Source organism: Bradyrhizobium manausense (assembly GCF_018129685.1).
GTDB lineage: Bacteria > Pseudomonadota > Alphaproteobacteria > Rhizobiales > Xanthobacteraceae > Bradyrhizobium > Bradyrhizobium manausense_D.
Genome location: NZ_JAFCLG010000009.1, coordinates 1 through 22,873 on the forward strand (window position 1 = coordinate 1; position 22,873 = coordinate 22,873).

Sequence of the window (22,873 nt, forward strand, 5' to 3'; positions counted from 1 at the left end):
GCCCTCATTGCTGTCGCCAGGAAGCTGCTGACCATCCTCAACGCCATGCTGCGCGACCGAAAAATCTATAAGGTCGAACCATCAACATAACAGTTGCCGGCCTTCGCCGGGACGACAGTTGAGCTAGACTCCATATTGGGGTCTCACATTGCACCCCCGCCCAATCACGACCAGGTGTCTTGATTAGGAAACAATCATTCCCTAATATCGCGCTATGCAGAAAGCCGCCCGCAAATCCGAGCCTGCCTCCAATCCACCCGGCCGCCCCCGGGAATTCGACATGGATACCGCGCTGGACGGCGCGATCAGGGTGTTTTGCGAGCGCGGCTATCATGCCACCTCGATCGGAGAGCTGACGGCGGCCATGCGGCTCGCGACCGGCAGCGTCTATAAGGCGTTTCGCGACAAGCATGCCGTGTTTCTCGCCGCCTTCGAGCGCTACGTCGAGGTCCGCCAGGAGCAGACCCGCAGCGCGGCTGCGCGCGGTGCGAACGGTCGCGAGCGGCTGCGTCATGTGCTGCTGTCTTACGTCGAGCACTCCCAAGGCAGCGAGGGGCGCCGCGGCTGCATCGTCGTCGGCAGTGCGGTCGAGCTGTCGGCGGTCGATCCGGTGATGCGCGCGCGCGTCACGGCGCAGCTCAAGACCAACGAGACGTTCATGGCGAGCCTCATTCGCGAGGGGCAGGTCGACGGCTCGATCCCCGGTCACGTCGATGCCGATGATACCGCGCGGCTGATGATCTGCATGACACAGGGCCTACGCGTCGTCGGCAAGGCGCGTCTGCCGCTCGACGGCGACCGCCTCGTCGGCATCGCGATGAAGCTGCTCGATTGAACCTCGTCAAATTAGGAAATGAACGTTTCCGATCTATGCAAGTGTCGAAGTGCCGGAGAGTTTGGAATGACGATGAATGCCACAATCGACGCTGCGCCCGAACCGGATGCGGTGTCACAACGACTGACGTTCGTGCTGGCCGCGGCCTGTGGCATGGTTGCGGCCAATATCTACTACGCCCAGCCGCTGATCGCCCCGATCAGCGCCGCGCTCGGCCTGTCGCACGCGGCCGCGGGCCTGATCGTGACCATGACGCAGATCGGCTACGGCACGGGCTTGCTGTTCATCGTGCCGCTCGGCGATCTCGTCGAGAACCGGACGCTGATCTGCAGCGTCATCGCGCTGGGCGCGGCGTCATTGATCGCGGCTGGCTTCGCCACGCATGCGCTGCCGTTCCTGATCGCGGCGCTGTTCATCGGTCTCGGCTCGGTCGCCGTGCAGATCATCATTCCCTATGCCGCCCATCTCGCGCCGGAGGCCATTCGCGGCCGCGTCGTCGGCAATGTCTCGACCGGATTGATGCTCGGCATCATGCTGGCGCGGCCGGCTTCGAGTTTCGTCACCGCAGCGCTGTCGTGGCACGCGGTGTTCTTCTGTTCGGCGGCGTTGATGATCGCGCTCATCGTGGTGCTTCGACTGACGCTGCCGAAGCGCAAGCCGGTGGCGCGGATGCATTACGGCGAACTGCTGCTGTCGATGCCGCATCTGGTGCGGAAAATGCCGCTGCTCCGGCGCCGCGCACTCTACCAGGCCGGGCTGTTCGGCGCCTTCACCCTGTTCTGGACGGTGGTGCCGCTCCAGCTTGCAAGCTCCTTCGGCCTCACTCAGAGCGGCATCGCGCTGTTCGCGCTCGCCGGCGTGTCCGGCGTGTTCTCCGCCCCGATCGCAGGAAGGCTCGCCGATCGCGGCCATAGCCGCATCGCCACCATCGCCGCGATGCTGTTCGTCGCCCTCGGCTTCCTGGTGACCCATGTCGGCGCGGCCGGCTCGATGCTCAACCTCGCCTGCCTCGTCGTGGCCGCGATCGCCATCGATTTCGGCGTTCAGGGCAATGTCGTGCTGGGCTTCCGCGCCATCTTCGTGCTGGGGCACGAGCACCGCAGCCGTCTCAACGGCCTCTATATGGCGACGTTCTTCGCCGCAGGTGCCGCCGGCTCCGCGCTCGGCGCCTGGGCGTTCGCGCAAGGCGGCTGGACCCTCGCCTCGGCCATTGGCCTTGCGCTGCCCGTCGCCAGCCTGATCTACGCCGCAACCGAATAGCGGTACGATTGTGTGCCCTGGGCCGTTTACCAGCCTCGGATCGGGCAGCGGGTCGGTGCGATTTCCGTCTCGCGGATTCCCTGCCGCTGTAGTACTTTGGTCGCAAGCGGCCTGATTAACGGCGGCAAGGGAGGGCCTATGAGGCGTGCGGGACTGGTTGGCGTACCGCGAGTACGGCCATGGTCGTGGCAGGCATTTCTGCTCGGATTTGTCGTCGTCGCCGCGTCGGCTGCGCTTCAGGGCGTCTGCGTCGCGCTTGGCGCAAAGCTTTACTTCGCGGTGTTCTTGCCGAGCCTGTTCGTACTCGGCCTCGTCGCTGGCGCGCCAGCGGCAATCTTCGCCGCATTGCTGACCGTTCCGCTGGTATGGTGGGCGTTCATGCCGCCGGTTTTCGAGATTGCGCCGCTGACCCCTGCCGACGCGGATTCCATCAACCTGTTCTTCCTGCTCGCCGTGCTCCTGATCGGCCTTGCCGATCTCTGCCGCAAGGCCGCGGCCATCATCAGCCGCGGCGGGTTGAAGTCGTCGGGCGAGAGCGCGGCAACGAATTCGCAATGATGAAATGCCGCGCGTGACAGGCCCGTTGCGCGCGTGCAACAGTCCGGCAACCATCCGCGCGCTCAGATCGCGCCGCTAACTTTTCAAAAAAGATTTGGCCGCAATTTCTCCCGCGGGAATACGAGGGAGTTTTCGACATGAACGGTCAAGCCATTTTCGAGAATGTGCGCCGCTATCGCGGCATCGCATCGCTCTATCGCCAGACTGCGGCATTCCGGCCGGGCCAGCGCTGGTCGCTGCTCGAGCAGGCCAGCGAGTGGGAAGCCCGCGCGCTGTCCGAGCTGGAAGCCTATTTCGCAGCTCGCGCCGACTACGCCGCCCCGCTTGCTGCCTAGTCGTTAACCGTCCGCGGCCCGCGTCAGCGAAGGCAATCGCTGACGCTCTCGATGATCAAAGATCAGAAGCGACAGCACGTCGATTTCCGATCCGCATCCGGGTAGAACCCGATACGATTACGGGTTACCCCGGCGCCGGCGTATGCTAGCAAGCCGTCCGGACACCTTCACGATGACCAGGGGCGCGCGATGACCACCTTCAACCGTATCTTCACGACACAGCGCCTGCTTCAGATCATCGTGATCCTCACGGCGGCGGTCGCGTTGAAGTTGATGGGCTGAGCAGCGACTGCGCTACCGCTCAGCGAAATCGGGCACCTCGGGCAGATAGTTCGCGCCTTCAGATCCCAGAAAATCGAACATCGCCTGCGCTGGCGGCAGCAGCACCTTGTCGCTTCGGCGGATCACGTACCATTGCCGGATGATCGGAAGACCTGCGACGTCGAGCACGACGAGGCGGCCCTCGGCGAGCTCATGCGCCACCGTGTGCGCCGAGATGAAGGCGATGCCGAGGCCCGCGATCACCGCCTGCTTGATGGTCTCGTTGCTGCTCATCTCCATGCCGATGACCGGCTCGAGATCGGACTTCTGAAACATCCCCTCCATCAGCGTGCGCGTGCCCGATCCCGGTTCGCGCGAGAGGAAAGTCTCATGCACGAGATCGGTCAAGCTGAGGCCTGAATCCTTCTCCAGCCAGTGCCCCTTGCGTGCGACGATGATGTGGGGATTGCGCCCGAGCTGGCGCACGTCGACGCTGACATCGGCCGGCGGCCGACCCATCACGGCGAAATCGAGATCGTAGCCGTGCATGGCCTCGCGAATCTCCGCGCGGTTACCGATGGTGAGCTTGATCTCGATCTTCGGTGACCGCTTGGAGAAGGCCGCGATCGCGTGCGGCACGAAATATTTCGCGGTCGAGACCGCGCCGAGATGCACCGTGCCGCCGGTCTTGCCCGCAAGCAGGTCGAGCGCGCCCTGGCAGTCCGTGATCGCGGCCTCGACGCGCTCGGCGAGCGCCAGCACCGCGCGGCCTGCCTGCGTCAGCAGCATGCCGTCGCCGGTCCGCTGCACCAGCGGCAAACCCGCGAGGTCCTGCAGCTGCCTGAGCTGTTGTGTCACCGCCGGCTGCGTCAGCCCGAGCTGGTTCGAGGCCGCCGTCACGCTGCCCTTGGCCGAGAGCGCGGCAAGCGAGCGCAGCTGCCGGATCGTCAGATGCCGGAGATGGGTCGCCGAAGGGCCGGGCCCATTATAAGGAAATTCTTTGGCGCTCATAATGAATCGAAATTTTCCTTATTAAGCCCGCCCTGTCAATCTCATCGTGCCGGGACAGACCGCACCGACCTCCTCCGGGGAGGGAACTGGATGCGGCTCCGGCAAGGGGATGGACGCAGATGACCGGGCAACTCAGGCTGGACGACCACCTCCGACGCTTTTCCGAGACCGCGCCGCATGCGCTTGCCGTGGCGGATGCAATCGATGCCATCGCGGCGGCCGCGATCGAGATTGCCGACCTCATCGCCACCGGCGATCTTGCCGACGCCTCGGGCCTCACGACCGGTTGCAACAGCGACGGCGATATTCAACGCCATCTCGACGTGCAAGCTGATGCGATCTTGCGCCGCTGCCTCGGCAAGCTGCCGATCGCGGCGCTGGCGTCTGAAGAGATGCGCGAGCCGCAGATCGTCGACCGCACTGCAAATATCTGCGTCGCGATCGATCCCCTCGACGGTTCCTCCAACATTGACGTCAACATGACCGTCGGCACGATCTTCTCGATCCTGCCCGCGCCGGACGATCTCGCCCTCGCATTTCATCAATGTGGCTCGGCACAACTCGCCGCCGGTTTCGTCACCTACGGTCCGCAGACCTCGCTCGTGCTGACGCTGGGCGACGGCGTCGACATCTTCACGCTTGACCGCAAGTCGGGCTGTTTCCGTCTCTCGCGGCGCGGCGTGCAGATTCCCGAGACAGCAGACGAATTCGCAATCAACGTCTCGAACCGCCGGCACTGGGATCCACCAATGCGCGCTTTCGTCGACGAATGCCTGGCCGGCATCGATGGTCCCGCAAATCGCAACTTCAACATGCGCTGGATCGCATCGCTGGTCGCGGAGGCCTATCGTATCCTCACCCGCGGCGGTGTGTTCCTCTATCCCTCCGACGCGCGGCCCGGCTATGGCGACGGCCGCCTGCGCCTCACCTACGAGGCGCACCCAATGGCCATGATCATCGAGCAGGCGGGTGGTTCCGCCTCGACCGGACGGGAGCGCATCCTCGAACTTTCAGCGCAGAATCTGCACCAGCGCGTGCCGCTCGTCATGGGCTCGAGCAACGAGGTTCGGCGCGTCGATGAGTTGCACTGCGATCCGCTGCTCGTGGCGAGCGGCTCCGCGCCTCTGTTCGCGCGTCGCGGCTTCTTCCGCGTCTGAGAGGGGGCGACTCATGTCCAGGAAGCATCCGATCATTTCCATCACCGGCTCGTCCGGCGCCGGCACCACCTCGGTGAAGAAGACGTTCGAGCAGATCTTCTTCCGCGAGAAGGTCAATGCCGTCTACATCGAGGGCGATGCCTTCCATCGCTACGATCGCGCCGAGATGCGCGCGCGGATGGCCAAGGAGGCCGAACGCGGCAACAAGCATTTCAGCCATTTCAGCCCTGATACGAATTTGTTCGAGGAACTGGAGCGGGCGTTTCGCGACTATGGCGAGACCGGCACTGCGACCACGCGGCACTACGTCCACGATGCCGAGGAATCGGCGCTGCACGGCGCGGAGCCCGGCACCTTCACCGGATGGGAGCGGCTCCCCGAAAATTCGGACCTGCTGTTCTACGAAGGCCTGCATGGCGCCGTGGTCACCGACAAGGTCAATGTCGCGCGTTACGCCGACCTCAAGATCGGAGTCGTGCCCGTCATCAATCTCGAATGGATCCAGAAACTGCATCGCGACCGCAGCGCGCGGGGTTATTCGACCGAGGCCGTCACCGACACCATTCTGCGGCGGATGCCCGATTACATCCACTACATCTGCCCGCAATTTTCCGAGACCGACATCAATTTCCAGCGCGTGCCGACGGTGGACACCTCCAATCCGTTCATCGCGCGCTGGATCCCGACACCCGACGAATCGATGGTCGTGATCCGCTTCAAGAATCCGCGCGGCATAGACTTCCCTTATCTGCTCTCGATGCTGCCGCACAGCTTCATGTCGCGCGCCAATTCGATCGTGTGTCCTGGTGCGAAGCTCGACCTCGCAATGCAGCTGATCCTCACGCCGTTGATCATGCAGCTCATCGAGCGCAAGCGAAACCTGAAGTGAAGAAGGTGAGGATCCGATGAACGTCTCCGTCCATGCCGACGCCGACCTCACGACCGTCACGCACAACGACCTCGCCAATGCCGTCCGCTTCCTGGCTGTCGACGCCATCGAGACCTCGCAATCCGGTCATCCCGGCTTGCCGATGGGCATGGCCGACGTCGCGACCGTGCTGTTCTCGCGTTTCCTCAAATTCGACTCGGCGCATCCAGACTGGCCGGACCGCGACCGCTTCGTGCTGTCGGCGGGCCACGGTTCGATGCTGCTCTACGCCTTGCTTCACCTCACCGGCGGCGATGTCAGCCTCGACGACATCAAGGCTTTCAGGCAATGGGGCTCCAAGACGCCGGGGCATCCGGAATACGGTCACACGCCCGGTGTCGAGACCACGACCGGACCGTTGGGGCAGGGGATCGCGACCGCAGTTGGCATGGCTCTGGCCGAGCGCATGGCCAATGCGCGGCATGGCGATGCCCTCGTCGATCACTTCACCTATGTCATCGCCGGTGACGGCTGCCTGATGGAAGGCATCAGCCAGGAGGCGATCTCGCTTGCCGGCCATCTCGGGCTCGGCCGCCTGATCGTGCTGTTCGATGACAACGGCATCTCCATCGATGGGCCGACGTCGCTCGCGACCTCCGACGACCAGCTTGCGCGCTTCGCTGCATCCGGCTGGTCGGTGCGCCGCGTCGACGGGCACGATCCCGAAGCGGTTGCGCAGGCGATTGCCGCGGAACGCGAGAGCGCACAACCATCGCTGATCGCCTGCCGTACCATCATCGGCTACGGCGCGCCGGACCGGCAGGGTACCGAGAAGGCGCATGGCGCGCCGCTCGGCCCCGATCAGACGGCAGCGGCGCGTCGGATGCTGGGCTGGGACTATCAGCCCTTCGTGGTTCCGATGCCCGTCGCAAAGGCGTGGCGGATGATCGGGCAGCGCGGGCAGGTCGAACGCCTCGCATGGCTCGACCGCTACGAAGACGCGACGCCCGAACAGCGCGATTTGTTCATCGAGGGCAAATCCGTCACCTTGCCGAACGCCTATGTCCAGGCGTCGGCGAAATTGCGCGAGCGCTTTGCCACCGAGCGGCCCAAGCTCGCGACGCGGCAAGCCTCGCAGCAGGTGCTGGACGGGATTGCCGGGACAATCCCTGGATTTGTCGGCGGCTCTGCGGACCTGACGCATTCGAATCTGACGCATGCCAAGGCGCAGGTGCCTGTGAAGCGGGACGCATTCGCAGGTGATTACATCCATTACGGCATCCGCGAGCACGGCATGGCCGCCGCGATGAATGGTCTCGCGCTGCATGGCGGCTTCATTCCCTATGGCGGCACGTTCCTCGCCTTCTCCGACTATAGCCGTCCGGCGATTCGCCTTGCGGCCTTGATGCGGCTCCGCGTCATCCACGTGATGACCCATGACTCCATCGGGCTCGGCGAGGACGGCCCGACGCATCAGCCGGTCGAACACCTCGCGGCGCTGCGCGTCATTCCCAACTTGCTGGTGTTCCGTCCCGCCGATGCGGTTGAGACGCTGGAGGCTTGGGACTGCGCGCTCGAAGCGGAGAACCGTCCCTCCGTATTGTGCCTGTCGCGCCAGGCGTTGCCTGCCTTCCGCAGCGATGCGCGCGGCCGAAACCACGTCGCGCACGGCGCTTATGTAATTGAATCGCCCGATGGCGGCCGTGACGTGACGTTGATAGCAACCGGCTCGGAAGTGTCGATTGCGCTGGAAGCCGCCCGTCTGCTTGCCACCGAGCATGTCCGCGCGGCCGTGGTGTCAGCGCCATGCTTCGCCTTGTTCGAGGAGCAGCCGGACGACTATCGCGCCGCCGTTCTCGGCACGGCGCCGCGTGTCGGCGTCGAGGCGGCCGTCGCCGGAGATTGGCATCGCTGGATCGGCACCGAGGGCGAGTTCGTCGGCATGCGCGGCTTCGGCGCCTCGGCCCCGGCACCGGTGCTTTACCGTGAATTCGGCATCACGCCGCAGGGCATTGCCGAAGCCGCCCGTCGGGCGATCGCCCGCGCTCGCAAGCGATAACAGGAGGAAGCCCCGTGGCCCGTATCACTCTTCGCCATCTGCTCGATCACGCGGCATCCCACGGCTATGCGGTGCCGGCGTTCAACATCAACAACATGGAGCAGGGGATCGCGATCATGCAGGCTGCGGCCGAGGTCGACGCGCCCGTCATCATCCAGGCCTCGCGTGGCGCGCGCAGCTATGCTGGCGATCTCATGCTCTCGCACATGATCGACGCGCTGGAGCGAACCTATCCCGACATCCCGCTCTGCATGCACCAGGACCACGGCAATGACGAGGCGACCTGCGCCTCCGCCATCGCCCATGGCTTCACTTCCGTGATGATGGACGGCTCGCTCAAGACCGACGCCAAGACGGCGGCCGACTACGACTACAACGTCGCGATCACCCGGCGCGTCGTCGATCTCGCCCATTGGGTTGGCGCCTCCGTCGAAGGCGAACTCGGCGTGCTCGGCTCGCTCGAGCACGGCGGCGGAGAGCAGGAGGATGGCCACGGCGTCGAGGGCAAGGTCAGCCACGACCAGCTCCTGACCGATCCCGACCAGGCGGTCGACTTCGTTCGTGCCACCAAGGTCGACGCGCTCGCGATCGCGATGGGTACCTCGCACGGCGCCTACAAGTTCAGCCGCAAGCCTGATGGCGACATCCTGGCGATGCGCGTGGTCGAGGAGATCCACAAACGGCTGCCGAACACGCATCTGGTGATGCACGGCTCTTCGTCGGTGCCCCAGCCGCTGCAGGACATGTTCAACCAGTTCGGCGGCGAGATGCCGCAGACCTGGGGCGTGCCGGTGGAGGAGATCGTCCGCGGCATCAAGAGCGGCGTGCGCAAGGTCAATATCGATACGGATTGCCGCCTGGCGATGACCGCGGCGTTCCGGAAAGTGGCCGCGCAAAGCCGCAATGAGTTCGATCCGCGCAAGTTCCTGAAGCCGGCGATGGATGCGATGCGCGAGCTCTGCCGCGACCGTTTCGAGCAATTCGGCACTGCGGGGCATGCCAGCAGGATCAAGGTCGTTCCCTTGAGCGAGATGGCACGGCGCTACCGAACCGGCGAGCTCGACCCGCGTGTCGATGCCCGCGAGCCGGTCGCGGCCTAATCATTCAGAGAGAGAGAAGAGCGGGAGAGAGCCATGAATGCACACGCAGGAACCGTCCGCGGCAAGGAGCGCTATCGATCGGGCACGATGGAATACGCGCGCATGGGCTATTGGGAGCCCGATTATGTGCCGAAGGACACTGACGTCATCGCGCTGTTCCGCGTCACGCCGCAAGAGGGAGTCGATCCGATCGAGGCGTCCGCGGCCGTGGCCGGCGAATCCTCCACCGCGACCTGGACGGTGGTGTGGACCGACCGCCTGACCGCTGCCGAAAAGTACCGCGCCAAGTGCTATCGTGTCGATCCGGTGCCGGGCACGCCTGGCTCGTACTTCGCTTACATCGCCTACGACCTCGACCTGTTCGAGCCGGGCTCGATCGCAAACCTCTCGGCGTCGATCATCGGTAACGTGTTTGGCTTCAAGCCGCTCAAGGCACTGCGCCTGGAGGACATGCGCTTCCCCGTCGCCTATGTGAAGACGTTCCAGGGTCCGGCGACCGGCATCGTCGTCGAGCGCGAACGGCTCGACAAGTTCGGCCGGCCGCTATTGGGGGCGACGGTGAAACCGAAGCTCGGCCTTTCGGGCCGCAATTACGGCCGTGTCGTCTACGAGGCGCTGAAGGGGGGGCTCGACTTCACCAAGGACGACGAGAACATCAATTCGCAGCCCTTCATGCATTGGCGCGACCGCTTCCTCTATTGCATGGAGGCGGTGAACCGGGCGCAGGCCGCCTCCGGTGAGGTGAAGGGCACCTACCTGAACGTCACCGCAGGAACGATGGAGGACATGTACGAGCGCGCGGAGTTCGCGAAAGAACTCGGCTCTGTCATCATCATGATCGACCTCGTGATCGGCTACACGGCAATCCAGTCCATGGCGAAATGGGCGCGCCGCAACGACATGATCCTGCATCTGCATCGCGCGGGTCACTCGACCTATACGCGGCAGAAGAGCCATGGCGTGTCGTTCCGCGTCATCGCCAAATGGATGCGGCTTGCCGGCGTCGATCACATCCATGCCGGCACGGTGGTCGGCAAGCTGGAAGGCGATCCCAACACGACGCGAGGCTACTACGACATCTGCCGCGACGATTTCAATCCGGTGAAACTCGAGCACGGCGTGTTCTTCGACCAGCCCTGGGCGAGCCTCAACAAGATGATGCCCGTCGCGTCCGGCGGCATTCATGCGGGCCAGATGCATCAGTTGCTCGATCTCCTCGGCGAGGACGTCGTGCTGCAGTTCGGCGGCGGCACGATCGGTCATCCCATGGGGATCGCGGCTGGTGCCATTGCCAACCGTGTCGCGCTCGAAGCCATGATCCTCGCCCGCAACGAAGGGCGCGACTACGTCCATGAGGGACCAGAAATCCTGGCCAGGGCAGCCGAGACCTGCACGCCGCTGAAATCGGCGCTAGAGGTCTGGAAGGACGTGAGTTTCAACTATCAATCCACCGATACGCCGGACTTCGTGCCGACGGCGCTGGAAACCGTTTGAGGAGTTTGACAATGAAATTGACCCAGGGCTGCTTCTCGTTCCTGCCTGATCTGACCGACGATCAGATCACCAAGCAGGTGCAATATTGCCTCGCCAATGGCTGGGCGGTGAACATCGAGTTCACCGACGATCCGCATCCCCGCAACACCTATTGGGAGATGTGGGGCCTGCCGATGTTCGATCTCCAGGACGCCGCGGGCGTGATGATGGAGCTAGCTGAATGCCGCAGAGTCTACGGCGACCGTTACATTCGGGTCAGCGGCTTCGACTCCAACCACGGTTGGGAATCGGTGCGCATCTCGTTCATCGTCAACCGACCGAAGCAGGAGGCCGAGTTCGAGCTGGTGCGGCAGGAAGTCGGTGGCCGCGCGATCCGCTATACCACGGTGCGCAAGCCGGCCGTGCACGCATCGACCTGATTATCCTCTCCGCGCGGAGCCGCCCTGCTCCGTTTCCTTGGCGGACCACTGCTTCGCCGCCGCCCCCCGCGGCGAAGCTTCTTTCTTCGAGGTGCCGATGCTCGATATGCCCAACGCAACGACCACCGAGCTGACTGAGACCAGCTTCGATCTCCGCAAGGAAGCCGAAGCGGCCGGGATCACCGACACGCTGCAACAACTCGAGCGGGAGCTCATCGGGCTGAAGCCGGTCAAGGGCCGTGTGCGCCAGATCGCATCATTGCTGCTGATCGAGCGCATCCGCCAACGTGCCGGCCTCGCATCGGCACCGCCGACACTGCACATGTCGTTCACCGGCAATCCCGGCACCGGCAAGACCACGGTGGCGCTGCGCATGGCCAAGATCCTGCACGGGCTCGGCTTCGTCCGGCGAGGGCAGGTGATCTCGGTGACGCGCGATGATCTCGTCGGGCAATATATCGGCCACACCGCGCCGAAGACCAAGGAGATCCTGAAGAAGGCGATGGGCGGCGTGCTGTTCATCGATGAAGCCTATTACCTGCACCGTCCGGACAATGAGCGCGACTACGGGCAGGAGGCGATCGAGATCCTGCTCCAGGTGATGGAAAACCAGCGCGAGGACCTCGTGGTGATCCTGGCAGGCTATGGCGAGCGCATGACGAAGTTTTTCGGCTCGAATCCCGGCTTCCGCTCGCGCATTGCCCATCACATTGAATTTCCTGACTATGGCGAAGCCGAGCTGCTGGTCATCGCCGAGCTGATGCTGAGGGAACGCGGTTATCGCTTCTCGGCAGCGGCGCGCGAGGCCTTCGAGAAGTACATTGCGTTGCGCCGGACCCAGCCGTTCTTCTCCAATGCTCGCTCGATCCGCAACGCCGTCGATCGCATTCGCCTGCGGCAGGCCGACCGCCTGGTGTCCGACCTCGATCGCATGCTCGATGTCGCCGATCTCGAAACCATCGATCCGGCGGACGTGCTCGCGAGCCGTGTCTTCACTGGTGGAGCTGACGCGCCGAGCGCAAAGCCATGACCAGAGAGATCATCATTGCTCCCTCGATTTTGGCGGCGGATTTCGCGCGCCTCGGCAACGAGATCGCCGCGATCGATGCGGCCGGCGCCGACTGGATCCACTGCGACGTCATGGATGGCCACTTCGTGCCGAACATCAGCTTTGGTGCCGATGTCATCAAGGCGATCCGGCCAGTGACGAAGAAGGTCTTTGACGTGCATCTGATGATCGCCCCGACCGATCCCTATCTCGAAGCGTTCGCCAAGGCGGGTGCGGATGTGATCACCGTGCATGCCGAAGCGGGCCCGCATCTGGACCGTTCGCTCCAGGCGATCCGCGGGCTCGGCAAGAAGGCTGGCATCAGCCTGTGCCCGTCGACATCGGAAGGCGCGATTGAGTATGTGCTCGATCGTCTGGACTTGGTGCTGGTGATGACAGTCAATCCGGGTTTCGGCGGCCAGTCCTTCCTCGGCTCCCAGCTCGAGAAGATCGCACGCATTCGAAGCATGATCGGCGAACGGGAGATCCGGCTCCAGGTTGATGGCGGTGTCACGCGCGACAATGCCGCCGCGGTTGCCGCCGCTGGCGCGGATACGCTTGTGGCCGGTTCCGCGGTATTCCGCGGCGGCAGCGCCAACTATGCCGGCAACATCGCGGCCATTCGGATCGCGGCGGAGGCTGGTCGGGTTCCAAAACTGCAACAACTTGGTTCCGCGCAGCCAATGCTGGCGAGCGAGGGTGCGCGCATCCGGTAGACTAGGGTGGCGGCATGCGTGCGCGCGTGACGATTCTCCGGTGTCCTACGGGGAATCGGCCGTGAATCCGCGGCGCGTTTCATGACGGGGTAACCAATAGCGGCGAAGGCGGGTGTCCGATTAACGGCGAGGCAATGCGCCGCACCACAATCTGTGGTTCAAGGACCGCAGAGAGCGTGGGATGCAGATTCAATATCGCCACTGGAATGCTGCCCACGGCTGGCGCGGAGCGAATGCCCTGCGCGAGCCGCCTCAGCTCGTCCTTTGTTTCGGCAGCCGTGAGGGATTGGCGGGCGGGGAGCGCTATCGCGAACTGCGCACCTTCTATCCGGACAGCCACATCGTGGGTTGCAGCACCGGCGGACAGGTCCATGGCGACGACGTCGCCGACGACGTCATCGTCGCCGTCGCCCTGCGTTTTGCCCGGACGCAGGTGCGGGTCGTGAAAGAGGCGATCGAATCCCGCGAGGCGTCGCGAGTTTGCGGTATGCGTTTCGCCCGCCGGCTGGCTGCGCCCGATCTCGCCGGCGTCTTCGTCCTCTCCGAAGGATTGAACGTGAACGGCAACGAACTGATCGCGGGCATCACCGAGGTCTTGGGGCCCGGTCTGCCGGTAACCGGCGGACTGGCCGGCGATGGCGCCAGGTTCGAGCAGACCCTGGTCGGCGCCGACGGCGAGCCACAGCCGCACTGCATCGCCGCGATCGGCTTCTATGGCGCGTCCCTCCGCTTCACGCACGGTTGTGCCGGGGGCTGGGATGTGTTCGGCCCGCGGCGCAAGGTGACGAAATCGGACGGCCGGGTTGTCGTGGAACTCGATGGCGAGCCGCCGCTCGATCTCTACACCCGTTATCTCGGCGAAGAGGAAGCCGCGGCGATGCCGGGCTCGGGCATCGCCTTTCCCCTGCGCATTCACGACGAAGCCGCGCCGGAGCGCCAGATCGTGCGCTCGGTGTTCGCGGTGGATCGCAATGCCCGTACGCTGACTTATGCGGCCGATATTCCGGAGGGATGCACCGCGCAGCTGATGCGCGCCAATTTCGACAGTCTTGCCGCCGGCGCGGGCGAGGCGGGGCGGCAGGCGCGCAACGCGCTTGCAGGCGAGATCGCGGGCGACAAGCTCGCGATCCTGGTGAGCTGCACAGGCCGCCGCAAGGTGATGGGGCAGCGCACGCAGGATGAGCTCGATGCGGTCGCCGCCGAGCTTGGCGACGACGTCACCCGCATCGGCTTCTACTCCTATGGCGAGATTGCTCCACCCGCGGCGACCGGTCGTTGCGAGCTGCACAACCAGACGATGACGATCACGATGATCGCGGAGGTGGCCGCGTGACCATGCATCGCCTGCTGGCAAGGCAGATCAGGCAGTCGACGGACGAGGCCGGACAGGTCGATATGACCAGGCTGGGCGAGCTCGTCAGCGCCGCCTATGAGGAGAGCGATCGCGATCGTCGCCGGACAGACCGTGCCATCAAGCTGATGATCGAGGAGCTCGAGCAGACGCACAAACGTGCCGAGCAGGACTTGTCGCAGGCGCGCGAATTTCTCGACAGCATCATCGAGAACATCCCGATCGCGGTGTTTGCCAAGGATGCCCGGGATTCGCGCTATATCCTGCTCAACCGCGCCGGCGAAGAATATTACGGCATGCCCCGCGAGGAGATGCTGGGCAGGACTCCGGAGCAGATCTTTCCCGCCGATCTCGCCCGCGTCGTCAGCGAGCAGGATCGCCGCGTGGTCGAGAGCGGTACGCCGTTGTTCCTGGAGGGGCATCGGCTTGAGGTAGGCGTCCATGGTCACGATCGCGTCGTCAATTCCCGCAAGCTGCTGGTCCGCGACGGGAATGGCGCCCCGCAATACCTGGTCGGGGTGATCGAGGACGTCACCGAGCGGATCACCAACCAGGCGCGCATCAGCCATCTTGCCCATCATGATGCGTTGACCGACCTGCCGAACCGCAGTGCTTTCAACGCGGCGCTCGCCGGGCGGCTGGAGCGCGCGCAGGAGGCGTCGACCAGCTTTGCCGTGCTGAGCCTCGATCTCGACCGCTTCAAGGATGTCAACGACGTGTTCGGTCATCCCGTCGGCGACATGATGATGCGGGCAGCCGCCGAGCGTCTTGTCGCGGACGCCGATGGTGCTTTCGTTGCCCGTATCGGCGGCGACGAGTTCATGATCTTGATGCCTGACGACGTCAGGCGCGAAGACGTCCTCTCGCTTGCCGAGCGGCTGGTCGAGGCGATCGGTAACGAGCTGGAGGTCGAGGAATTCTTCTCCCATGTCGGCCTCAGCGTCGGCATCGCGGTCTATCCGCACGACGGCGAGGATGCGGCGACGTTGCTGGCCAATGCCGATTCCGCACTCTATCGCGCCAAGCGCGAAGGCCGGGGCAGGGTCTGTTTCTTCGAGACCGAGATGGACCGGGAGCTGCGCGACCGCAGGCTGTTGCAGCACGATCTGCGCCAGGCCGTGGAGCAGAACCAGCTCCTGGTCTACTTCCAGCCGCAGGCGCGGATCGATGGCGAAATCATCGGCTTCGAGGCGCTGGTGCGCTGGGACCATCCGACGCGCGGCTTCGTGCCGCCCGACCAGTTCATTCCGCTCGCCGAAGAGAACGGACTGATCATCCAGATCGGCGAATGGGTGCTGCGCGAGGCGTGCCGCGAGGCCGCGTCCTGGCCGCGGCCGTTGCAGGTCGCGGTCAATCTGTCGCCGGTCCAGTTCCAGGCTGGCGATCTCGAACGGTCTATCCACCAGATCCTGCTGGAGACCGGGCTTGCGCCGACGCGGCTCGAGGTCGAAATCACCGAGGGCGTGCTGATCGGCGACTTCACCCGTGCGCTGAATCTGCTGCGGCGGCTCAAGGCGCTCGGTATCCGCATCGCGATGGACGATTTCGGCACTGGGTACTCATCGCTGTCCTATCTGCAGTCGTTCCCGTTCGACAAGATCAAGATCGACCGCAGCTTCATCCTGGATCTCGAGGCAACGCCGCAATCGGCCGAGATCGTCCGCGCGGTGCTCAGCCTTGCACACGCCCTGCACATCCCGGTCGTTGCGGAAGGGGTGGAGACGGAGGCGCAGCGCGCCTTCCTGGAACACGAGGCATGCGAGGAGATGCAGGGTTATCTCATCGGCCAGCCGGAACCGATCGAACATTATTTCGATTTGATCGGCATCAAGGTCGACTGCCGCCGCTACGCTTAGACATACTGCGAGTTCCACGCTTGGCTCGTCCGGTAGGAACGAAAATGCGTCTGCGCATTTCCTGAAAGTTAACCGATGTTAAGCCGTCCAGGCGCGCAGAAAATGTTTTGCACAACCGCCATCGGCCTGACGCAAATCAGGGCAATAAGCCCACTGTGAATGCGAGGGAGGGTCTCATGGAGAATGTACGTCGCTACCGCGCGCTGGCATCCCTCTGTCGCCAGCAGGCCGCCTATCGGCCGCTGCAAAACTGGCAGCTGCTCGGTCAGGCCGAGCATTTCGAACATCTCGCCGAGATCGCGCTGAAAGCGCATTTCGATGCGTGCAATGCGCAACGCGAAGAGGATGCCGTCGCGGCCGCAGCATGGGAGCGACCCGCCGCGGCGTGAGCGGTGCGTTGTTCGAAGGACTGCCTACGTCCGCCAGCCGCAGTTTCTTTGCCAAGAATTAATCGCGCGGACGGGACGTCGTAAGGTGACGATGTCCATGTTGGGTACAAGGCGACTTACCCAAGATGGACATCTCGACATGATCGATCGCGTCAATTCCGACACCACCAGGACTCCAACCATTCTGAAGCCGCGCCGGCTGGCGCTGCTCGGCACCGTGGCCGCGCTTGGCGTGGCCGTGCTGGCGGCTTCTCCCGCTTCAACGCCGTTCGGCGTGTCTTCGCTGATTTCGCCTGCGCAGGCTGCTGAAAGCACCGCAACGCCGCCGGGCTTCGGCGATCTCGTCAGCAAGGTCAAGCCGGCCGTCATCTCGGTGCGGGTGAAGATCGACCAGGACAACGACAAGAGCGCGATGCTGCAGCAGAACCGGATGGATCAGGACGAAGACACACCGTTCGACCAGTTCTCGCGGCAGTTCGGTTTCCGCGGCCCCGGCGGCATGAACGGCATGCCGCGCCAGCGTCATCAAATGATCACCGGCGAGGGCTCCGGCTTCTTCATCTCGGCTGACGGCTATGCCGTCACCAACAATCACGTCGTCGATCACGCCGAGTCCGTGCAGGTGACGATGGATGACGGCACGATTTACACCGCAAAGGTCGTCGGCACCGATCCGAAGACCGATCTCGCGCTGATCAAGGTCGACGGCAAGAAGGACTTTCCGTTCGTGAAGTTCTCCGACCAGAAGCCGCGGATCGGCGACTGGGTGGTCGCGGTCGGCAATCCGTTCGGCCTCGGCGGCACCGTCACGGCCGGTATTGTCTCGGCCAGCGGCCGCGACATCGGCAACGGTCCCTATGACGATTTCATCCAGATCGACGCGCCGATCAACAAGGGCAATTCCGGCGGACCCGCGTTCGACATGAACGGCAACGTGATCGGCGTGAACACCGCGATCTATTCGCCCTCGGGCGGCTCGGTCGGCATTGGTTTCGACATTCCGTCCTCGACCGCGAAGCTTGTGGTCGCGCAGCTCAAGGACAAGGGCTCCGTCACCCGCGGCTGGCTCGGCGTGCAGGTGCAGCCCGTGACGGCGGAGATCGCCGACAGCCTCGGCCTGAAAGCCGCGCGCGGCGCGATCGTCGACAACCCGCAGGATGGCAGCCCGGCGGCGAAGGCCGGCATCGAGGCAGGTGACGTCATCACCGCGGTCAACGGTGCCGCGATCAAGGACTCCCGCGATCTTGCCCGCACCATCGCAGGGCTGGCGCCGGGCACGTCCGTGAAGCTCGACATCGTTCACAAGGGCGACAGCAAGATGGTGACGCTGGCGCTCGGCGAGCTGCCGAACGAGCGGCAGGCCAAAGCGGGCGATCAGGCGGATGACGGCAAGACGCAGCAGGCCCCCGCCGCGCCCCGTCTCGGCCTCAGCCTTGCCCCGGCCGGTGACGTCCAGGGTACCGGCCAGAAGGGCGTCGTGGTCACCGAGGTCGATCCCCAGGGACCGGCAGCGCAGCGCGGCATCCAGACCGGCGACGTCATCCTGAATGTGGGCGGCAAGGCTGTCGCCAGCGTCGGCGACGTCCGCGCCGAGCTGGCGCAGGCCAAGTCGGCCGGCAAGAACAGCGTGCTGCTGCAGGTGAAGAGTGCGGAGGCGACCCGGTTCGTCGCCGTGCCGCTCGCCTGATCTCCGCTCGATGGCAAATTCAAGAGGCGGCCAGCGGGCCGCCTTTTTCGTGGGCATCTGCGAGATACCCACAGGCCACCGATAACATTCGCGTTAACGGCAGCCATGATGACGGGTTCGTCCGAAAAAGCCGCGTTCGATCTTCAGACTTCGGAATAGTGTGTCGTGCTTCGGCGGCAATGAAGCCCCGAGGCAGATTGCTGGAGTGGAACTTCGGACGTCCGGCCGTTTTGTGGAACCGGCCAGTTGTTCGCATTTGATCGGTGCCGACATGGATCGATTGAAGCTCTCGCTGAGATGTGCGCTGCTCGTCGCGACCCTCATTCTGTCGACCGGAAGCGCGATGGGGCGTGATGACGGCCGCTTCAAGGATTCGCCGCTCAAGCCCTGGTTCGACAGTTTGCGCAGCCATCTGGGTCCGTGCTGCTCGGATGCCGACGGCGTTGCCGTGGCCGATCCTGATTGGGATTCGCACAATGGGCATTATCGGGTGCGACTCGACGGAGAGTGGGTCGATGTCCCCGACGAAGCCGTGATCACCGAGCCAAACCGGGCTGGTCGAACCATGGTCTGGCCGGTCAAGACGGTGTTTGGCATTTCGATCCGTTGCTTCATGCCCGGCAGCATGATCTGACGGCGGTCAGCCTCGCCGCTTGGCGGATTTGCGTACCGCGCTCTTCTTGGTCGTTTTCTTGGTCGTCTTCCGCTTGGATGCCTTCTTCGGCACCTTCTTGCCTTTCGCGCGCGCTTCGGACAGGGCGATCGCGATCGCCTGCTTGCGGCTCTTCACGCGTCCACCGCGACCGCGGGGTCCGCTTTTGGCGGTGCCCTTCTTGTAACGCCGCATCTCGCGCGCGACGTCATCGCCGGCGCTGGGTGAATAACGGCGCTTGGCTGCCTTGCGTGCCATCAACTCTCTCCCTTGGCGTGGCAAGAGAACAAGACTGCCGACGCAACGTTCCAAAAGCGCGAGCAGCCCGTCAGAAGGAGTTGGCGAGCTCGATCTCCGCCTCCAGCACCTGGATGCGGCGCGCGGCTTCGGCAGAGGACAGGCCGCGATCGTATTGCGCGGGCTGATAAGCCTCTTCGCTCAGCCGTTTCAGCCGCAGCCCTTGCGCCCGCGTCATCTGCTCCATGAGAAAAGCCTTGGCGTCGTATTTACCCTGAACCTGCATCTGACCTCTCCGTTCTGAATTCGTGACTTGACTATATGTTCTTATTCTGTTCTAACAAGCCATGGACAACAGAATTAATGAAATTCGACGCAAAATCAGTGCCTTGAGACTGGAGATGGCCGATGTCGAGGCGGCCGTGCGCGATCTCGTCAATCGCGACCGCGACTGCTCTGGGATGGCCCAGGCGCAGATGGATCTGCGCCGGAAAATCGATCTGCTGATCAGCGAATGGAAGGCCGCCGGCGGCGGCGAGATGTTGCCCGACATCCGCGATCGGGTGCGCCTGCGTCCGCTGAAGAATGCGAGCAGGCCAGTACGCCGCTGAGGCACGTGGGTGGAGGCTGGCCGTGGAAGAAGACCCGGACACCTACCGGATTCTGAAATTGCGTGCCGAGATCCTCGAATTGGGCTCTGCCATCAGGCAATTGCAGCGGGAGGGCCTGGACGATGCGGCGGCTCAGCTCCTGATCGCGCGCAAACGCGCGCGGCTCGACCATCTTGTGAAGACCGGCTCTCCGGGCGGGCACCTTAACATCACTGACATCCGACGCAGCTAAAGCGGTCGCGCAACGCGACATGCTGGAGCTCGTCAATGCCGCATGCCGAAATGGCCGCCCTGTTGCGGGCGGTGCTCGATGAAGTCTGCGCGGAAATTTCTCTATCGGATACCGCGACGCGCGAGCGCGTTTTCGCGAAACTCAATGACCTCGCCCGCTCAGGGCAATGTTCGGTCGACGATTTGAGGCGCGCGGGCCGCGATGCGCTGACCCGTGCGCCCACCATGTGGCCTTGAGGTGCTCTATTGGAAAGGCCCCGCTGTCGCGGGGCCTTTAGTCGTGACGAGCCTGTTACTTGGTGCTGCTCGGCGCGCTCTTGTTGGACATGGTGCCGCTCTGATCGGCGCCGGGAGCGGAGCCGCCTTGGGCCGTGGGTTCGCTGCCCTTCGACTTCATGTTGGCGCCCGTCGTCGTCTGCGACATGGAAGAGGAGTGATGTTTCTTGTGCGACTTGGCCTGCGCGGCCAACGGCGCGGCGGCAAGGCCGGTTGCCAACATTGCGGCGAGAGCGAGCTTGATCGTCTTCATATGGGGGAACTCCCTGAGTTGAATCGACGCAGGCAGCCAACCGCCACTCGCCGCAGGAGTTCCTGGCAAATTCGGAGGACGCGTACGCGCGCGTCAAGATTCCTTGTTTTCGTCGAGAATGAGCACCGCGCCTGTCAGCGTTGCACCGATGGAAAACGTTGTCACCATCGTGACGACGACGACGTAGATGGCGCCGCTCCCGCTGTCGTTCAGCAATTCTGCCACCGCAGGATTGGCCAGAATGAGCGCGAGCGTGAAGGCGAGACCGAGCGCCGCGCCCATCATCGCATGCGTCATCAGCCTGACGAATCCGGCGGGAGAGATCAGGCTTTGCGACTTCTTGGCGCGCATGGAACCGCCCCTCGATTTTGCATGCAACGCGGCTGATGATCGCAGGTTCCATCATCGTGAACGATTTGTCACGGCAGGCTTCATCCGGCGTTCATGCCGACCTTGCGAAGATGAACGGCATCAACACGGGAACATTTCGCTATGGCTAAGGTGGTTTTTCTCTATCGCTCGCTGGCTTACCGCAACGCTGCGGCGGACATGTTGCGCAAGGCGCGCAAGCTGCCGCCAGGCGCAGAGCGAAGCGCCGCTCGTCGTTACGCAACGGCCCTGCGTGACCTCGCACGGACGGAAGCCTGGCTCGAAGGGCGCGTCGCCGATGAACCGCAGTCGATGCCGCGGCTGAAAATTGCCGCGGCGCGCTAACCCGACGCGCGCTGAAGCTCGGGAGAGGCGCTCGCCTCGAACTTGTCCTGTGCCGCCGACGTTGCCGCGCTCTTGCGCGTCAACGGAACCTCGAGACGGCACACCAGGCCCTCCGGGCGCCAATCGAACAGGGCCCGTCCACCGAGCTGGGATTCGACACTGGCGAGCAGGCTTCTTGTGCCGAAGCCATGCGATTTCGGCGTCCTGACCAGCGGCCCGCCGGTCTCCTCCCACGTCACGGTGAGCAGATCATCCTCGGCCTGCCATCCGATCGCCAGCCGTCCCGACCGCGTCGAGAGCGCGCCATACTTGGCCGAATTGGTGAACAGCTCGTGCAGCGCGAGCGCGAGCGTCTGGGCGGTGGCCGGCAGCAACTGCACTTCCGGACCGGTCAGCTTGATCTGGCCCCCGAGCGAATAGGGCGCAAGCTCTTCCTCGATCAGCTTCGAAAGCTCGGCGCCCTGCCAGCTCGACAGCGACAGGATGGTGTGCACGCGCGCGAGCGCATTGATGCGGCCCTCGACCGCGCTGACGTAAGCCTTGACCTCGTCCGCGCGGGTGAGGCGCACGATCGACTGCGCCAGCGCCAGCGCATTCTTGGCGCGATGATCGACCTCGCGAGCGAGCAGGTTCTGTCGTTCCTCCGCGCGCTTGCGTTCGGTGATATCGACGGTGACGCCGCTCACCCGCACGACCCGGCCGCTGGCGTCGACGGTTGCGGCCGCCGTGCCGACGCACCAGCGCACCTCGCCATCGGGGCGAATGATGCGAAACTCTCCTTCATAGGCATGGGAGCCGGTATTGAATGCTGCAATGGCCCGGCTGAACTGGTCGGCATCGTCAGGATGCAGCAGCGCCTGGACATTCGCCGACGTGACCTTGAACGTTTCCGGCGTTACGCCAAAAATGCGGTACTGGCCTTCATCCCACATCCAGTCGCCGTTGACCCAATCCCAATCCCAGGATCCCATTTTGCCGGCTGCGATCGCCATGCTGCGCCGCTCTTCGCTCTCGCGCAGTTTTGCGGTGGAGTTTTCCAGCTCGGCCGTACGGGCGCGCACGCGGTCCTCGAGATCCTGGTTGAGCCGTTCGAGCTCGCGCGTCTTGCGATACAGCTCGGCAAACACCTTGACCTTGGCGCGCAGCACTTCCGGGATGACGGGAACCGGCACGTAGTCGACCGCGCCCATCTCGTAGCCGCGCAGGCGGTCGATGTCGCTGACCTGAATGGCGGAGATGAAGATCATCGCGGTCTTCTGGAAGCGCGGATGTTCGCGGATCATCGCCGCGAGCTCGAAGCCGTCGAGTTCGGGCATGCAGACGTCGACCAGGATGACCGCGATCTCGGTCCTGAGCAGCACCTCCAGCGCCTCGCGGCCGGACGAGGCGATCACGAGGTTCTCGCCGAGTTCCTTCAGGATCACCTCGTAGGCGAGCAGCTTGGCCGGCTGGTCGTCGACGAGGAGGATGTTGACCTTCTCATGGTCCATTCGCG

Annotated in this window: 27 protein-coding genes; 21 read left to right on the plus strand and 6 right to left on the minus strand. The window is 64.1% G+C overall.

Features of this window, described 5'->3' with window-relative positions; translation table 11 throughout:
* The first annotated feature begins 214 nt into the window (after positions 1–214).
* The 4 genes from JQ621_RS21265 (at position 215) to JQ621_RS21280 (ending at position 2,988) form a co-directional block, all read left to right on the plus strand.
* Positions 215–835, plus strand: coding sequence for a TetR/AcrR family transcriptional regulator (locus JQ621_RS21265; RefSeq protein WP_212236634.1), 621 nt, complete (start codon positions 215–217; stop codon positions 833–835).
* A 66-nt stretch (positions 836–901) separates the two neighbouring features.
* Positions 902–2,095, plus strand: a complete 1,194-nt coding sequence (locus JQ621_RS21270; protein ID WP_212236635.1) for an MFS transporter — start codon at positions 902–904, stop codon at positions 2,093–2,095.
* A gap of 138 nt (positions 2,096–2,233) precedes the next feature.
* On the plus strand, positions 2,234–2,653 hold the full coding sequence (locus tag JQ621_RS21275) for a DUF4118 domain-containing protein (RefSeq protein ID WP_212236636.1): 420 nt from the start codon (positions 2,234–2,236) through the stop codon (positions 2,651–2,653).
* A 137-nt stretch (positions 2,654–2,790) separates the two neighbouring features.
* Positions 2,791–2,988, plus strand: coding sequence for a hypothetical protein (locus JQ621_RS21280; protein WP_212236637.1), 198 nt, complete (start codon positions 2,791–2,793; stop codon positions 2,986–2,988).
* Positions 2,989–3,282: 294 nt separating this feature from the next.
* Here the strand turns inward: JQ621_RS21280 and JQ621_RS21285 are convergent, their stop codons facing one another.
* A complete protein-coding gene (locus JQ621_RS21285; protein ID WP_212236638.1) occupies positions 3,283–4,260 on the minus strand; it encodes a LysR family transcriptional regulator in 978 nt (325 codons plus the stop codon).
* A 119-nt stretch (positions 4,261–4,379) separates the two neighbouring features.
* On the opposite strand from JQ621_RS21285, the gene JQ621_RS21290 reads away from it, so the two are divergent.
* From JQ621_RS21290 to JQ621_RS21350, 13 genes are all read left to right on the plus strand, one after another.
* Entirely contained in the window at positions 4,380–5,417 is a 1,038-nt protein-coding gene (locus tag JQ621_RS21290; RefSeq protein WP_212236639.1) for a class 1 fructose-bisphosphatase, read from the plus strand.
* 13 nt (positions 5,418–5,430) lie between these two features.
* Positions 5,431–6,306 (plus strand): phosphoribulokinase, encoded by an 876-nt coding sequence (locus tag JQ621_RS21295; protein ID WP_212236640.1) that lies wholly within the window; start codon positions 5,431–5,433, stop codon positions 6,304–6,306.
* Between the two features lie 16 nt (positions 6,307–6,322).
* A complete protein-coding gene (gene tkt, locus JQ621_RS21300; RefSeq protein ID WP_212236641.1) occupies positions 6,323–8,344 on the plus strand; it encodes a transketolase in 2,022 nt (673 codons plus the stop codon).
* 14 nt (positions 8,345–8,358) lie between these two features.
* On the plus strand, positions 8,359–9,444 hold the full coding sequence (fba, locus tag JQ621_RS21305) for a class II fructose-bisphosphate aldolase (RefSeq protein WP_212236642.1): 1,086 nt from the start codon (positions 8,359–8,361) through the stop codon (positions 9,442–9,444).
* Between the two features lie 33 nt (positions 9,445–9,477).
* Entirely contained in the window at positions 9,478–10,938 is a 1,461-nt protein-coding gene (locus tag JQ621_RS21310) for a form I ribulose bisphosphate carboxylase large subunit (protein ID WP_212236643.1), read from the plus strand.
* 11 nt (positions 10,939–10,949) lie between these two features.
* Positions 10,950–11,357: a ribulose bisphosphate carboxylase small subunit gene (locus tag JQ621_RS21315; RefSeq protein WP_212236644.1), complete on the plus strand. Its 408-nt coding sequence runs from the start codon at positions 10,950–10,952 to the stop codon at positions 11,355–11,357.
* A 97-nt stretch (positions 11,358–11,454) separates the two neighbouring features.
* Complete coding sequence (cbbX, locus tag JQ621_RS21320) at positions 11,455–12,387, plus strand: CbbX protein (protein ID WP_212236645.1); 933 nt, start codon at positions 11,455–11,457, stop codon at positions 12,385–12,387.
* Positions 12,384–13,121, plus strand: a complete 738-nt coding sequence (gene rpe / locus JQ621_RS21325; RefSeq protein ID WP_212236646.1) for a ribulose-phosphate 3-epimerase — start codon at positions 12,384–12,386, stop codon at positions 13,119–13,121. The genes cbbX and rpe overlap by 4 nt, the downstream gene beginning before the upstream one ends.
* A 181-nt stretch (positions 13,122–13,302) precedes the next feature.
* On the plus strand, positions 13,303–14,454 hold the full coding sequence (locus JQ621_RS21330; protein WP_212236647.1) for an FIST signal transduction protein: 1,152 nt from the start codon (positions 13,303–13,305) through the stop codon (positions 14,452–14,454).
* A 2-nt stretch (positions 14,455–14,456) separates the two neighbouring features.
* A complete protein-coding gene (locus JQ621_RS21335) occupies positions 14,457–16,328 on the plus strand; it encodes a putative bifunctional diguanylate cyclase/phosphodiesterase (RefSeq protein ID WP_249125461.1) in 1,872 nt (623 codons plus the stop codon).
* Positions 16,329–16,504: 176 nt separating this feature from the next.
* Positions 16,505–16,717, plus strand: coding sequence for a hypothetical protein (locus JQ621_RS21340; protein ID WP_212236649.1), 213 nt, complete (start codon positions 16,505–16,507; stop codon positions 16,715–16,717).
* A 139-nt stretch (positions 16,718–16,856) separates the two neighbouring features.
* Positions 16,857–18,404, plus strand: a complete 1,548-nt coding sequence (locus tag JQ621_RS21345) for a Do family serine endopeptidase (protein ID WP_212236650.1) — start codon at positions 16,857–16,859, stop codon at positions 18,402–18,404.
* 271 nt (positions 18,405–18,675) lie between these two features.
* The gene (locus JQ621_RS21350) at positions 18,676–19,038 is read left to right on the plus strand and encodes a hypothetical protein (RefSeq protein WP_212236853.1); all 363 of its coding nucleotides are present in this window, start codon (positions 18,676–18,678) and stop codon (positions 19,036–19,038) included.
* Positions 19,039–19,044: 6 nt separating this feature from the next.
* Here JQ621_RS21350 and JQ621_RS21355 read toward each other — a convergent pair whose 3' ends face one another.
* Positions 19,045–19,314 carry a DUF6496 domain-containing protein gene (locus tag JQ621_RS21355; RefSeq protein WP_212236651.1) on the minus strand — a complete coding sequence of 90 codons (270 nt, stop codon included), beginning with the start codon at positions 19,312–19,314 and terminating at the stop codon, positions 19,045–19,047.
* A gap of 70 nt (positions 19,315–19,384) precedes the next feature.
* Positions 19,385–19,579, minus strand: coding sequence for a DUF3072 domain-containing protein (locus JQ621_RS21360; protein ID WP_200472691.1), 195 nt, complete (start codon positions 19,577–19,579; stop codon positions 19,385–19,387).
* A gap of 115 nt (positions 19,580–19,694) precedes the next feature.
* Between JQ621_RS21360 and JQ621_RS21365 the strand changes: the two genes are divergently transcribed.
* Genes JQ621_RS21365 through JQ621_RS21375 form a run of 3 tightly spaced genes read left to right on the plus strand, consistent with a single transcriptional unit; the run spans position 19,695 to position 20,372 of the window.
* The gene (locus tag JQ621_RS21365; protein ID WP_212236652.1) at positions 19,695–19,904 is read left to right on the plus strand and encodes a hypothetical protein; all 210 of its coding nucleotides are present in this window, start codon (positions 19,695–19,697) and stop codon (positions 19,902–19,904) included.
* A gap of 22 nt (positions 19,905–19,926) precedes the next feature.
* Entirely contained in the window at positions 19,927–20,136 is a 210-nt protein-coding gene (locus JQ621_RS21370) for a hypothetical protein (protein WP_212236653.1), read from the plus strand.
* 35 nt (positions 20,137–20,171) lie between these two features.
* The gene (locus JQ621_RS21375) at positions 20,172–20,372 is read left to right on the plus strand and encodes a hypothetical protein (protein WP_212236654.1); all 201 of its coding nucleotides are present in this window, start codon (positions 20,172–20,174) and stop codon (positions 20,370–20,372) included.
* Positions 20,373–20,427: 55 nt separating this feature from the next.
* On the opposite strand, the gene JQ621_RS21380 is transcribed toward JQ621_RS21375, so the two are convergent.
* Entirely contained in the window at positions 20,428–20,664 is a 237-nt protein-coding gene (locus JQ621_RS21380; protein WP_212236655.1) for a hypothetical protein, read from the minus strand.
* A gap of 93 nt (positions 20,665–20,757) precedes the next feature.
* The gene (locus JQ621_RS21385; protein WP_212236656.1) at positions 20,758–21,015 is read right to left on the minus strand and encodes a hypothetical protein; all 258 of its coding nucleotides are present in this window, start codon (positions 21,013–21,015) and stop codon (positions 20,758–20,760) included.
* A gap of 141 nt (positions 21,016–21,156) precedes the next feature.
* On the opposite strand from JQ621_RS21385, the gene JQ621_RS21390 reads away from it, so the two are divergent.
* Complete coding sequence (locus tag JQ621_RS21390) at positions 21,157–21,378, plus strand: hypothetical protein (protein ID WP_212236657.1); 222 nt, start codon at positions 21,157–21,159, stop codon at positions 21,376–21,378.
* On the opposite strand, the gene JQ621_RS21395 is transcribed toward JQ621_RS21390, so the two are convergent.
* A complete protein-coding gene (locus JQ621_RS21395) occupies positions 21,375–22,868 on the minus strand; it encodes an HWE histidine kinase domain-containing protein (protein ID WP_212236658.1) in 1,494 nt (497 codons plus the stop codon). The genes JQ621_RS21390 and JQ621_RS21395 overlap by 4 nt on opposite strands.
* Between the last annotated feature and the right edge of the window lie 5 nt (positions 22,869–22,873).

What these genes read in the sequence shown, in the direction of transcription:
- JQ621_RS21285 (WP_212236638.1), bottom strand. Translation starts at nt 4,260, where the DNA reads ATGAGCGCCAAAGAATTTCCTTATAATGGGCCCGGCCCTTCGGCGACC.
- JQ621_RS21315 (WP_212236644.1), top strand. Translation starts at nt 10,950, where the DNA reads ATGAAATTGACCCAGGGCTGCTTCTCGTTCCTGCCTGATCTGACCGAC.
- JQ621_RS21330 (WP_212236647.1), top strand. Translation starts at nt 13,303, where the DNA reads ATGCAGATTCAATATCGCCACTGGAATGCTGCCCACGGCTGGCGCGGA.
- JQ621_RS21355 (WP_212236651.1), bottom strand. Translation starts at nt 19,314, where the DNA reads ATGGCACGCAAGGCAGCCAAGCGCCGTTATTCACCCAGCGCCGGCGAT.
- JQ621_RS21295 (WP_212236640.1), top strand. Translation starts at nt 5,431, where the DNA reads ATGTCCAGGAAGCATCCGATCATTTCCATCACCGGCTCGTCCGGCGCC.
- JQ621_RS21270 (WP_212236635.1), top strand. Translation starts at nt 902, where the DNA reads ATGACGATGAATGCCACAATCGACGCTGCGCCCGAACCGGATGCGGTG.
- JQ621_RS21350 (WP_212236853.1), top strand. Translation starts at nt 18,676, where the DNA reads ATGGATCGATTGAAGCTCTCGCTGAGATGTGCGCTGCTCGTCGCGACC.
- JQ621_RS21375 (WP_212236654.1), top strand. Translation starts at nt 20,172, where the DNA reads ATGCCGCATGCCGAAATGGCCGCCCTGTTGCGGGCGGTGCTCGATGAA.
- JQ621_RS21380 (WP_212236655.1), bottom strand. Translation starts at nt 20,664, where the DNA reads ATGAAGACGATCAAGCTCGCTCTCGCCGCAATGTTGGCAACCGGCCTT.
- tkt (WP_212236641.1), top strand. Translation starts at nt 6,323, where the DNA reads ATGAACGTCTCCGTCCATGCCGACGCCGACCTCACGACCGTCACGCAC.
- JQ621_RS21365 (WP_212236652.1), top strand. Translation starts at nt 19,695, where the DNA reads ATGGCCGATGTCGAGGCGGCCGTGCGCGATCTCGTCAATCGCGACCGC.
- JQ621_RS21340 (WP_212236649.1), top strand. Translation starts at nt 16,505, where the DNA reads ATGGAGAATGTACGTCGCTACCGCGCGCTGGCATCCCTCTGTCGCCAG.
- JQ621_RS21290 (WP_212236639.1), top strand. Translation starts at nt 4,380, where the DNA reads ATGACCGGGCAACTCAGGCTGGACGACCACCTCCGACGCTTTTCCGAG.
- JQ621_RS21390 (WP_212236657.1), top strand. Translation starts at nt 21,157, where the DNA reads ATGGCTAAGGTGGTTTTTCTCTATCGCTCGCTGGCTTACCGCAACGCT.
- JQ621_RS21265 (WP_212236634.1), top strand. Translation starts at nt 215, where the DNA reads ATGCAGAAAGCCGCCCGCAAATCCGAGCCTGCCTCCAATCCACCCGGC.
- JQ621_RS21345 (WP_212236650.1), top strand. Translation starts at nt 16,857, where the DNA reads ATGATCGATCGCGTCAATTCCGACACCACCAGGACTCCAACCATTCTG.
- JQ621_RS21385 (WP_212236656.1), bottom strand. Translation starts at nt 21,015, where the DNA reads ATGCGCGCCAAGAAGTCGCAAAGCCTGATCTCTCCCGCCGGATTCGTC.
- JQ621_RS21360 (WP_200472691.1), bottom strand. Translation starts at nt 19,579, where the DNA reads ATGCAGGTTCAGGGTAAATACGACGCCAAGGCTTTTCTCATGGAGCAG.
- JQ621_RS21310 (WP_212236643.1), top strand. Translation starts at nt 9,478, where the DNA reads ATGAATGCACACGCAGGAACCGTCCGCGGCAAGGAGCGCTATCGATCG.
- rpe (WP_212236646.1), top strand. Translation starts at nt 12,384, where the DNA reads ATGACCAGAGAGATCATCATTGCTCCCTCGATTTTGGCGGCGGATTTC.
- cbbX (WP_212236645.1), top strand. Translation starts at nt 11,455, where the DNA reads ATGCTCGATATGCCCAACGCAACGACCACCGAGCTGACTGAGACCAGC.
- JQ621_RS21335 (WP_249125461.1), top strand. Translation starts at nt 14,457, where the DNA reads ATGCATCGCCTGCTGGCAAGGCAGATCAGGCAGTCGACGGACGAGGCC.
- JQ621_RS21280 (WP_212236637.1), top strand. Translation starts at nt 2,791, where the DNA reads ATGAACGGTCAAGCCATTTTCGAGAATGTGCGCCGCTATCGCGGCATC.
- JQ621_RS21395 (WP_212236658.1), bottom strand. Translation starts at nt 22,868, where the DNA reads ATGGACCATGAGAAGGTCAACATCCTCCTCGTCGACGACCAGCCGGCC.
- JQ621_RS21275 (WP_212236636.1), top strand. Translation starts at nt 2,234, where the DNA reads ATGAGGCGTGCGGGACTGGTTGGCGTACCGCGAGTACGGCCATGGTCG.